The organism is Iodobacter sp. CM08 (genome assembly GCF_033446605.1).
Classification (GTDB): Bacteria; Pseudomonadota; Gammaproteobacteria; order Burkholderiales; family Chitinibacteraceae; genus Iodobacter.
In genome coordinates this window covers 1-10,250 of record NZ_JAWQUO010000068.1, presented here as the reverse complement: position 1 = coordinate 10,250, position 10,250 = coordinate 1, and the positions used below count along the sequence as shown (strand labels likewise).

The window sequence follows — 10,250 nt, the reverse complement described above, 5'->3', positions numbered from 1 at the left end:
ATAGCGGGTGAGTGGCCCGCTATTTGCTAGACTTATCCACAGTTGCTCCGATAAAAAGCAACGCTCGGCCCTGGGTCAAAATTCGATCGGCAGGGTGGGTCAAATTTCAATCGGCGTGAACAATTCCGGGGGGCTTTGGGAGAGTTATGATATTAAGCAAGTTTGTAATTTCCCTCGATTTATCCAAGATCAGGCTATTCGAGACTTAACGTTTCAGTTTTATAACGAACGTAAATTGCAATATGCTCAGGCTAAGCCGCATGCTGGATATAGGGCGATTGCAAAATTACAGCAAAGCCAGTCGATTAAGGTGATCACTAGCAATATTGATTTATTGCATGAAGCAGCCGGCACTTTAGATGTTTTGCATTTGCATGGGCGAATTGATCAGATGTCTTGTGCCGATTGCTTTCATTATTGGGATATTGCTGAGCAAGCTTTTGAGCCAATTGAATGCCCAGCATGTAGTAGCGCAATGGTAAAGCCTGGCATTGTGTTTTTTGGTGAAATGGCCCCTGAATACGAAGCTTTGCATTGGCTTATTCATGGTTTAAACAGCGATGATAGTTTTATCATTGTAGGAACGAGTCTTAATGTGGTGGATCCGATCGCAATGATTCGAGCTGCAGGTAGGCATCCGCAGATTGTTTATATTGATAAACATATCCCAGATTTGCTGAAAAAAAGCGGTGTGATCTGTATTGAAAACGGTGCAGAGCAAGGATTATTGGAATGGATTGCAAATATGAGCGCTGCTGAATAAACTACATTTATTAAATGTATATGAATATTCAATATAAGTTGAGTGTATTTTTTATCAATATGGCATAGTAAGCGATCTTACTTTTATTAAAAATTAGCCATGCGATTTTTTATCTCTGTACCTTGCGCTCTATTTTGCTTGATTGCTTTGCATGGGATGGCTGAAGAGCCCGTGATTGTTTCGAGCGAGCCCAAAGGCCAAGTGCAAAAAGTGCAGAGGGTTGAGGTGCGCGGGGTGAAGGATGGCGATGATAGGCGTGAATCTACTGCGGCTAAAACAGTGATTCTGGGCGCGGACATTGTTCGCTATGGCGATAGCAGCCTCGCCGATGTCTTAAAGCGTTTGCCGGGTATTAGTGTGCGGGGTGTTCAAGGCCGTGGTGGTGAGATCAGAATGCGTGGTCTTGGCAGTGGTTATACGCAGATTTTACTAAATGGCGATCGGGCCCCGCCTGGTTTTTCTTTAGACTCGCTATCCCCTGAGCTGATTGAGCGTATTGAAATTGCCCGTGCAGCAACGGCGGATGTCAGCGCACAGGCGATTGCTGGCTCTATTAATATTATTTTAAAGAAAAAAATTGAAACGGCCCGCCGCGATCTCAAGCTGGCTGTTTCCGACACGGATGGGCAGCCTGCTTTATCGTTGGATGGTTTGTTTGCTGATCACGATGGTGCTTTTTCTTATACGGTGGCGAGTGGGGTTGGGCAGGATAAGGGCAATTATTTATCCAGACTTGATCAGCTTGAGTTTGATAATCTAGGCGTGCTGCGCCTGCAACGCAGTACAGATAAGCAAGACGATAGCCAGAGCGAGCGATTTAACTTAGCACCACGGCTGATGTGGGCCTTAGATGGCGGAGATAGTTTAAACTGGGAAAGTCTGCTGCGGTTTCAGCGCTCCACAGGGAGTAGTCATGAAAGCCGCCAGACTGCGCTGGGGGGATTACCGCAGCTTGTTCGCAACGATTCTGTGTTGGATGCCGATAGTAGCCAGATACGCAGCAAATTGGGCTGGCTACATAAGCTGGAGGGTGGGGCAAAGCTAGATATAAAACTGGGCGTAGCAGATCATCGCAGCAATGCAGAAAGCCGCCTTGATGGCTTTGATATCCATGCTCAGCCGGTGCTAAATCGGCGTATCACCACAGAAGTGGTTGACCAAGGGCTTAGCTTAAACGGCAAATATTCTAATGGCTATATAGAGGGCCATACCTTTGCTCTGGGCTGGGATGGGGAATATAGCCAGCGTAGCGAAGATAATATTCAGCGTGAAATCACCCAAACTATACCCGCTCATAATCTGGATGAAACCTATTTGGCTAAAGTTGGCCGAATCGCGGTATTTGCTCAGGATGAATGGGAAATCTCGCCACTCTGGTCGGCCTACCTAGGTTTACGCTGGGAAGGGATACGCACCCAAAGTATGGGGCAGGAGGCATTTGAAAATCGCTCTGGCGTGCTGAGTCCTGTGCTACACACTTTGTGGAAAATAAGTGAAAAAGACCAGTTGAGGTTTGCCTTATCTCGCACCTATAAAGCGCCCACTACTCGTGATTTAACGCCGCGCCGAGTTGTTGCTAATGACAACAGCGCCACAACTCCGGATACACAAGGTAATCCAAATCTCAGGCCTGAGCTGGCATGGGGGGCTGATCTGGCGTTTGAGCATTATCTGAGTGAAGGGGGTGTGCTGAGTGTCAGTAGCTATACCCGCCGGATTGATGATGTGATTCTGTCTGAGTTATCCGAAACGAATGGCGTATGGCTATCACAGCGCAGCAACCAAGGCCGCGCTGAGTTGTTTGGTGTGGAGCTGGAGGCTAAATTTAATCTGCGCCAGTATATTGCTGAAGCGCCAGCACTGGATGTGCGCGCCAATATATCGGCTAACTGGTCAAAGGTTGAATCTGCTCCTGGCCCAGATAACCGCTTGGATCAGCAAACACCGCTAAGTGCTAATTTGGGGATTGATTACAAAACAGGCGCACTGACCACGGGCGGGAATTTCAACTTTCAAAGCACGAGTACCACACGGCTATCTCAGACTCAGACGATAAAATCGCCAGCCAAACGCACGCTAGATTTATATGGGCTATGGAAGATTAATCCTGCCGTGCAGCTACGTATCTCGCTGGCCAATCTGCTGGCTGAAGATCATATCGCCGAATCTTATTACGCTGATCTTAATGGCCAGCGTGAGCAATTTACCACCAGCCGAACAAATAGAACTGCCCGAGCTTTGTTGGAAATAAAGCTCTGATCCTGAATCATTATTCTGTTTTGAAAGGGAAACGATGAAAAAAGATGAAGCTTCAGCGCTTACTGCAGCTGAATATACTCCAGCACCGGTGAGCTTCTGGCAGGCTTTTGGATTCTGGCTAAGGCTAGGTTTTATCAGCTTTGGCGGGCCTGCTGGGCAGATTTCTATCATGCATCAGGAGCTGGTAGAAAACCGGCGCTGGATTTCTGAGCGGCGCTTTTTGCACGCGCTGAACTACTGCATGGTTTTACCAGGCCCCGAGGCGCAGCAGCTGGCAACGTATATTGGCTGGCTGATGCATAAAACCCGTGGCGGGATTGTGGCAGGAGTGCTGTTTGTGCTGCCATCGTTGTTTATTTTGATTGCCTTATCGTGGGTTTATATCGCCTTTGGTGATCAGCCTATTGTGGCTGGCCTGTTTTATGGGATTAAACCTGCAGTAACGGCGATTGTGGTGCAGGCTGCACATCGTATCGGCTCACGAGCGCTAAAAAATAACACGCTATGGGCGATTGCTGCCGCGTCTTTTGTGGCGATCTTTGCTTTTAAACTGCCTTTTCCACTGATTGTAGCTGGGGCTGCGGCGATTGGTTATCTTGGCGGGCGCATTGTACCTGAGCAATTTAAAGTGGGTGGTGGCCATGCAAAGGCGGGTATCTCGTCTGCCCCTGCACTGATTGATGACCATACCCCGACACCGGAACATGCGCGTTTTTCATGGGGTGTATTGCTTAAAGTGTGTGGAGTAGGCTTGCTGCTGTGGGTGATTCCTGTGGCTTGGCTACTGGTGAATTACGGCTGGGATCACACGCTAACGCAAATGGCTTGGTTTTTTAGTAAGGCGGCCATGTTGACCTTTGGCGGTGCTTATGCGGTATTGCCTTATGTGTATCAAGGCGCGGTGGATCACTATGGCTGGCTGAATCCGCAGCAGATGATAGCGGGGCTAGCGCTGGGGGAAACGACACCTGGGCCGCTGATTATGGTAGTGGCCTTTGTTGGTTTTGTGGGGGGCTATACCAAGGTTTTGTTTGGGCCAGATAGCTTATTTTTAGCGGGGGCTGCTGCGGCTGCGCTGGTGACTTGGTTTACTTTTTTGCCATCTTTTATCTTTATTTTGGCTGGTGGCCCGCTGGTAGAATCTACCCATAACGATATTAAATTTACCGCGCCGCTGACCGCGATAACCGCTGCGGTGGTGGGGGTGATCTTAAATTTAGCCTTATTTTTTGGCTATCACGTGTTGTGGCCTATGGGGTATGTATCTGGGCATGGCATGCCGTGCCCCTACAGCTGTGTTGCTGGGGGACTTGATTGGCCATCCGCGCTGATTGCACTTGCGGCTGCCGTGGCGTTATTCAGATATAAAATATCCGTGATGGCTGTGATTGCTGGGTGTGCCGTGCTGGGCTTAGCTTGGAAAATGCTGGTTTAGCATCAGGGCATGGCATGCCGTACCCCTACAATTATTTGTACCGTCTGCGCCAGCTGCGGCGGAGGGCGAAAAAGCTTAGTGCAAAGCCGGTAAGGGTTAGCAGCATGGCGATGATAGATGTGCCGCGCAGCAGGCTGTTGTTAAAGTCTTCACCTTCGGCGTAATCCATAACATGCAGCCGCCAGAAAAAATCGTAGAGCACCCACGCTTCATTTCTTGCCGCCAATAGCTCGCCGCTGTGGCCGTCAAAATAGAAGCGGCTTTGTAGCTTATCGTCAAAACGCGCCACCCAGATATTTTTGCGCGCAGCAAACTCATGCACCATGCCAAGCCGGCGCGGGCCTTCTTTAATTTTGAGTACTTCGCTTAAAACACCATCGCCTTTGTAAATACTGCGGGCAAATTGGCTAACGCTGGCCTGGCTGGCTTCGCCAAGCTTACCGCCTGCGGCGCTGAGCAGCAGATCTTCCTTTTCATAATGCAGCTTGATCGCTGGGCCTTGTGCCGTGGCCAAGCTCTGGATGCTGAGCAGCGGGCCTTTATCACTAGGCAGAGCCCCGATTTTACTAGCCCAATTAGCGGGCAGTGGTTGACGCGGTTTATCCATCACCTCACCACATTTAATCCAGTCTTGAAAAGGCAGCCATGCAAACAGCAAGCCACCAAGAATCCAAGCTAATACTTGCAATGCCACCAGATAGCCTATCCAGCGATGCCAGCGAAAAAATTTTGCTGCCAAACTCATTTTATATCCTCTGATTTTTATAAATTATGTTAATGCCTCGTTTAAATCGGCCTCGCTCATTACGCGGACATTAAGCGTGATAAACACGCGTTGCAAAAAGCTGGCAATGAGTGGTGCATGAGGAGATGCCAGCAAGCGCCATGCTGGATAGTTTTGGCGGAGCAGGCTGAGAGTCGCGTAATCATTGGGCGAGGTTATGCTCAGGCTCTGCTGTGTTTTTCTAAATAGAAATAGGGCATCTAGCGGTCTGTATTTTAACTGATATGCTGCGGACTGAATTGCAAGGCTGGGGTTTATTGGGCCGGAGATTGAATGTTAGTATTTTTTATAATGAACAATTAGACGAGTTTAACGATGATATTTGCCACGCTTTTTTGTGGAGTTTTATTTTTGGCCGCATTCATCGGCCAATTGCCGTGGCTAATTTTGGGGCTGTATGGTGTTTTGAGTTTGATCACTTATTTTATTTATGGTTTTGATAAAACGGCGGCACAAAACCAGCGTTGGCGAGTGGCAGAGCGTACTTTACATCTGCTGGCATTATTAGGCGGCTGGCCTGGGGCTTTATGCGCGCAGCAAAGATATCGGCATAAGTCGAAGAAAATGGCGTTTTTAGTGGTGTTTTGGCTAACGGTGCTGATTAATTGTAGTGTGCTGGCTTGGTTTTTATTCAAGCCGATTACGATGTAAGGGGAGTCAGATAAATTGCCACCTAAAGTAGAATTTTTAGGCGGCAATTGCTTATTTAGCGTATAGAAAATGCCTCGTGATGAAAGCGTGGGGGCTGGCTCATCTGGGATAGATATTGGCTAATCGCCGTGCCTAAGCCTTGTGGGCCGCAGTACCAGATATCGGCCAGCTTTTCGGGTTGTATTTGGGCGATATTTAGCCTTTGGCCCTCTATAAGATGCAGGCGGATGTTTTTTGCTAGGCAAGCGGCTTGAATCTCATCCAATTTAGCGGCTTCGGCTGCGCTTTTTATACAGTAATAAAAATCGATTTGTGCGTTGTTAAAGTTGGGGCTTTCTAGCCAAGCTAAAAAGGGCGTAACGCCAATGCCACCAGCGATCCACGCTTGGCGCTGCGTGTTTTGTCCACCATCAAAGCAGCCGTAAGGGCCTTCTGCCTTGATGCGCTGGCCTACTGTTAGCGTGCTGCTTAAGGTGCTGGTGTAGTGGCCAAGTGATTTAATGATAAAGCGTAGCTCGCCTGATTTGCGGGGGGCAGAGGCGATGGTGTAAGGGTGCGTACCTTCTTTTGGATCAAAGCTTAGCAGGGCAAATTGCCCTGCTTGATGCTCAGGCCATGGGCTATTCATCTGGCAAATGACTTCCAGCTGATTGGCAGAAAGTGGGGTGATCTGGCTAATCTGGCCACTGACTTGCTTGTTACGGCCAATTCTTCCCGATAGGGAATAGATCGCACAGATTGAGCCAATCCCGAGCAAGGCCGCCATTAAGGCACCAACGGGGCTGAGCCATAGGTTTTGAGGCATTAAAATTAAGGCATGAAAAGCACCCATCAAATACAGCGGTGCAAATAGTTTATGCACCTTTCGCCACAGACGATAGGGCACGGCGCGAAGCAGGGCTAAGATCACCATGGCCAGCACCGCCCAAGCGGCCCATTCCCCCATATCTTTGGCGAGCGACATCAGCGGATCTTTTGCGCCCTTAGCATGTTTAACTTTGGGGGTAGCCCACTCTAGCGCCATCACCAGCTTGGGTGAGAGTTTAATCAGCCAGTGGCAGGCCAGTAGTAGGCCCGCAGCAATGCCTAGCTGCTTGTGTAGGCCATACATCTTATCTAAGCCATGAAGCGGCTTTTCTAGCCAGCTTGGGCGTGCGGCAAGCAGCATGGCGGCCGACATCACGCTCATTAATTGCACCCCGCTGAGCAGCACCAGCTCATGTCGCCAATCCCAATATTGACTGGGCAGGCCGTTTTGCATGTAGCTGCAGACGGCATAGAGCACCGTTGCCAGTAGCAAGAGGAGGGGCAGGGGTTTCTTTAGCATGGGGATTCTCTGTTTTGCTCTCTTTAAGCCATGATTTGATACCTTGAATATGAAGTGAAACTTAAGCTGTGTTGGTAGTTATGCCAGTGAATGACAGAAGTTTACTGTTATAAGGGCCAGTGCTTATGTAGAATGCCCCGCACAGTTTTCTATTCGGGTGCTATGGATAACGCTTCGTTTTATGAAATCAAGAAAAGCTCGGTCTGGCTATGGTCTGGCCTTGCCCTCTCTATTCTTGCGCATCTGTCATTTTTATTGCTACCCGCTGCTGCGCCGCGTGTTTTGCCACAGCAGGGGGATTCATCGATTCAGCTGCAATTGCAGCCCAAGCCAGCGTCTAAGTCTAAGCCAACACCTGAACCTACTCCCGTCCCCACTCCACCCCCTGTGATGACTAAAGCGCCCACTCGTGTGGTGCAGAAAAAAGATTACTCCGTGCCTGCTCGTCCAGCGAGTGAGGTAGCAAGCAAGCAGGTAGCCACAAAAGAAGTGGTGATTGATGGCATAGGTGATGCCTTAAGCAGCAATAAGCCACGCGAATTGATTACCCATTATGCCGATATCAAGCCTAAAGAAGATAGACAAGAAGATGGGGCTAATCGGGCGCAGCAAAGCGTGGATACACGGGCTTTATTTGCGATTTGGGAGCCACAAATTCGTCGCAAGGTAGAGCGCATCGGGCAAATGAATTTTCCTAAGGATGAAAATGGCCGATCAATGTTTGGCACTTTGCAGTTTCGTCTGGTGCTTAATGGCGATGGCAATATCGCCGCACTGACACTAGAGCAAACCTCTGGCAACCCTGCTTTGGATGAAGCGGCTTTGCAGATTGTGCGCCGCTCAGCTACCTTTGGGCCCGTACCTCCGGCACTTTTGGATAGAAATAATCAGATTATGCTACTGCGCTACTATCAGTTTATTAATGAAAGAGCCGCTTGGGGGAGATCTTAAGCTGAGAGATATTTATAGCTGCGGCGTATTTCAACGCGCCGTAAGCTATAAACTGCAGGCGAAAAAAAACAGGCTAAGCGCCTGTTGATTTGGTTTCTGGTGGGGGGGGAAGGATTCGAACCTTCGAAGGCTAAGCCGCCGGATTTACAGTCCGGACCCGTTGACCGCTGGGGTAACCCCCCCACAGAGGCCCGAATAATACGATTCATCTGGTCCCTTGTCAACACCTTACGCGCATTCAGTCATTTTTTCTTCATAAAGCTCTTAAATGCCTTAGACTGCCGCTGTCTGTTCCTTACTGAATACATCATGATGAAAAAAGCTTTAGGTGGTCTGGTTTATTCCACCGAACACGGCACCATGTGCCCAGATTGCAGCCAGCCTAAAGACGCATGTATCTGCAAAAAAGCGCCACGCTCAGTAGGCGATGGGGTGGTACGCGTTTCCAGAGAAACCAAGGGTCGTAAGGGCAAGGGCGTAACGCTGATCAAAGGCGTGCCCTTGGATGATGATGAATTAGCTGTGCTAGCGAAGCAGCTACGAACGCGTTGCGGATCAGGTGGCACAGTTAAAGACGGCGTGATCGAAGTGCAAGGGGATCATTGCGATGTGGTACTGGAATTCTTAAAGCCTAAGGGCTGGGTGGTGAAGCGGGCAGGGGGCTAGGTTGCTGCTGTTTTTGTAGGGCGGGTGAAACCTAATCCTATCAATTTAAGGTCAACAATCAGTAAAGTCTGGTTTTGTATAGGGTGTGCAAGTCGCTTTTCTTGCGCACCGTTTTCGGTGCGCAACGACTTCGCCGTTGTACACCCTATAAAACCTCACTCATAAGCTATTTTCTCCGTGAAACTCCGTGTTCTCTGGGGCCGAAGTGGTTCAAGGTTTGGGTTTTCCCCGTTTTTTTATTCCGCCAATAAAGTCGTTTGCAAGTATTCAATAAAGCGGCTGACTTTAGGCGGGATAAAACGGCTGCGGGGCGCGATGGCCCAGATACCGTCTTCTAGTGCAAACGATTCCAGCACGCTAATCAGCTGGCCGCTTTGTAGATAAGCATCCACGTAATAGTCTGGCAATTGCACCAGCCCCAAGCCTTTTAGCGCCGCCTGCACCAAACTGCCTCCGCTGTTACAGCGCAAACGCCCGTTGACGGATATTTCGCGGTGCTGCGTGCCTTCCTTAAATCGCCACATATTTACCGCGCCAATCAAGCACTGGTGCTGCTTTAGCTCGGCCAATGTATGCGGCGTGCCGTATTGATCTAAATACTGCGGTGAGGCGCAAACATGGTGAATACGGCTGCCTAGCTGCGTCACCATCAGGGACGATTCATCCATCGGCCCTAGCCGAATAGCCAAGTCGATATGATCGGCCACTAGATCGGCCTTGCGGTTATCGAGTAGTAATTCAGCATTGAGCTGGGGGAAGTCGATTAGGTATTGGTGCAGGATGGGGGCCACCACGGTTTCGCCATAGTAAACCGGTGCGGTGATGCGCAGCTTGCCTACCGGCTTATCTTGCGTTTGCAGTAGCGCCAGCTCGGCCTCGTGCAGGCCATCGAGTAATGGGCGGCAATATTGATAATAGAGCTGGCCCTGCTCGGTAAGACTGACTTTACGCGTGGTGCGGTGCAATAAGCGCGCGGTAAGTCGCTGCTCTAGCGCGCTGACTTGGCGGCTCACTTGCGCTACTGACATCTCTAGCTTTTGCGCCGCCAGCGTAAAGCTTTGTGCCTCTGCCACGCTGATAAATTCAATAATTCCTTGCCATTGCATGGTTTGTTTCTCGCTAAAAACGGCGGGTTTATTTGAGTGTGGTGACTGTACGAAACGCTGTGCGGTTTGTCCCTAAGGGCCGTACTTCCCCCTTTTCAAAGGGAGATTGAGGGGGATTTGCCTTTGGTTTTTTGCGTGTTTAAGCTCAACATCAACTGCAAATCCCCCCTAACCCCCCTTTTTCAAAGGCTCTGTCTGCATTAATAGTTGAAAAGGATATTTTTTCCTATCGCCTGCTCAATCCCTGATTTTGCCGTGATATTTTGGCCTGCGCGGTCTAACCATCGCCGCCAGCCTAAATAGCTTTC

At 49.5% G+C, this 10,250-nt stretch carries 10 protein-coding genes and 1 tRNA gene; 6 read left to right on the top strand and 5 right to left on the bottom strand.

The genetic code is table 11. From position 1 onward, the window contains the following. The first annotated feature begins 7 nt into the window (after nucleotides 1–7). The 3 genes from R6242_RS21640 to chrA all read left to right on the top strand — a co-directional run bounded on the left by R6242_RS21640 (nucleotide 8) and on the right by chrA (nucleotide 4,457). On the top strand, nucleotides 8–763 hold the full coding sequence (locus R6242_RS21640) for an SIR2 family NAD-dependent protein deacylase (protein ID WP_318430874.1): 756 nt from the start codon (nucleotides 8–10) through the stop codon (nucleotides 761–763). 99 nt (nucleotides 764–862) lie between these two features. Beyond that, entirely contained in the window at nucleotides 863–3,022 is a 2,160-nt protein-coding gene (locus tag R6242_RS21635; RefSeq protein WP_318430872.1) for a TonB-dependent receptor, read from the top strand. A gap of 34 nt (nucleotides 3,023–3,056) precedes the next feature. Further along, nucleotides 3,057–4,457, top strand: a complete 1,401-nt coding sequence (gene chrA / locus R6242_RS21630) for a chromate efflux transporter (RefSeq protein WP_318430870.1) — start codon at nucleotides 3,057–3,059, stop codon at nucleotides 4,455–4,457. Nucleotides 4,458–4,488: 31 nt separating this feature from the next. Here the strand turns inward: chrA and R6242_RS21625 are convergent, their stop codons facing one another. Continuing rightward, the gene (locus R6242_RS21625) at nucleotides 4,489–5,202 is read right to left on the bottom strand and encodes a PepSY domain-containing protein (RefSeq protein ID WP_318430868.1); all 714 of its coding nucleotides are present in this window, start codon (nucleotides 5,200–5,202) and stop codon (nucleotides 4,489–4,491) included. A gap of 24 nt (nucleotides 5,203–5,226) precedes the next feature. Continuing rightward, entirely contained in the window at nucleotides 5,227–5,367 is a 141-nt protein-coding gene (locus R6242_RS22360) for a DUF3375 family protein (RefSeq protein ID WP_412100786.1), read from the bottom strand. 225 nt (nucleotides 5,368–5,592) lie between these two features. Here R6242_RS22360 and R6242_RS21620 point away from each other — a divergent pair, with 225 nt between their 5' ends. Further along, the gene (locus tag R6242_RS21620; RefSeq protein ID WP_293931428.1) at nucleotides 5,593–5,892 is read left to right on the top strand and encodes a DUF1294 domain-containing protein; all 300 of its coding nucleotides are present in this window, start codon (nucleotides 5,593–5,595) and stop codon (nucleotides 5,890–5,892) included. Between the two features lie 55 nt (nucleotides 5,893–5,947). On the opposite strand, the gene R6242_RS21615 is transcribed toward R6242_RS21620, so the two are convergent. Next, nucleotides 5,948–7,219, bottom strand: coding sequence for a ferric reductase-like transmembrane domain-containing protein (locus R6242_RS21615; RefSeq protein WP_318430865.1), 1,272 nt, complete (start codon nucleotides 7,217–7,219; stop codon nucleotides 5,948–5,950). Between the two features lie 132 nt (nucleotides 7,220–7,351). On the opposite strand from R6242_RS21615, the gene R6242_RS21610 reads away from it, so the two are divergent. Continuing rightward, complete coding sequence (locus tag R6242_RS21610) at nucleotides 7,352–8,170, top strand: TonB family protein (protein WP_318430863.1); 819 nt, start codon at nucleotides 7,352–7,354, stop codon at nucleotides 8,168–8,170. Between the two features lie 97 nt (nucleotides 8,171–8,267). On the opposite strand, the gene R6242_RS21605 is transcribed toward R6242_RS21610, so the two are convergent. Continuing rightward, nucleotides 8,268–8,353 (bottom strand) — tRNA-Tyr (locus R6242_RS21605). A gap of 126 nt (nucleotides 8,354–8,479) precedes the next feature. Here R6242_RS21605 and R6242_RS21600 point away from each other — a divergent pair. Beyond that, on the top strand, nucleotides 8,480–8,836 hold the full coding sequence (locus R6242_RS21600) for a translation initiation factor Sui1 (RefSeq protein ID WP_318430861.1): 357 nt from the start codon (nucleotides 8,480–8,482) through the stop codon (nucleotides 8,834–8,836). Nucleotides 8,837–9,072: 236 nt separating this feature from the next. On the opposite strand, the gene R6242_RS21595 is transcribed toward R6242_RS21600, so the two are convergent. Beyond that, entirely contained in the window at nucleotides 9,073–9,942 is an 870-nt protein-coding gene (locus R6242_RS21595) for a LysR family transcriptional regulator (protein ID WP_318430859.1), read from the bottom strand. Nucleotides 9,943–10,250: the final 308 nt, after the last annotated feature.

Coding starts and splice junctions, on each gene's coding strand:
- R6242_RS21635 (WP_318430872.1), top strand. CDS start 863: ATGCGATTTTTTATCTCTGTACCTTGCGCTCTATTTTGCTTGATTGCT.
- chrA (WP_318430870.1), top strand. CDS start 3,057: ATGAAAAAAGATGAAGCTTCAGCGCTTACTGCAGCTGAATATACTCCA.
- R6242_RS21625 (WP_318430868.1), bottom strand. CDS start 5,202: ATGAGTTTGGCAGCAAAATTTTTTCGCTGGCATCGCTGGATAGGCTAT.
- R6242_RS21615 (WP_318430865.1), bottom strand. CDS start 7,219: ATGCTAAAGAAACCCCTGCCCCTCCTCTTGCTACTGGCAACGGTGCTC.
- R6242_RS21610 (WP_318430863.1), top strand. CDS start 7,352: ATGCCCCGCACAGTTTTCTATTCGGGTGCTATGGATAACGCTTCGTTT.
- R6242_RS21600 (WP_318430861.1), top strand. CDS start 8,480: ATGATGAAAAAAGCTTTAGGTGGTCTGGTTTATTCCACCGAACACGGC.
- R6242_RS21595 (WP_318430859.1), bottom strand. CDS start 9,942: ATGCAATGGCAAGGAATTATTGAATTTATCAGCGTGGCAGAGGCACAA.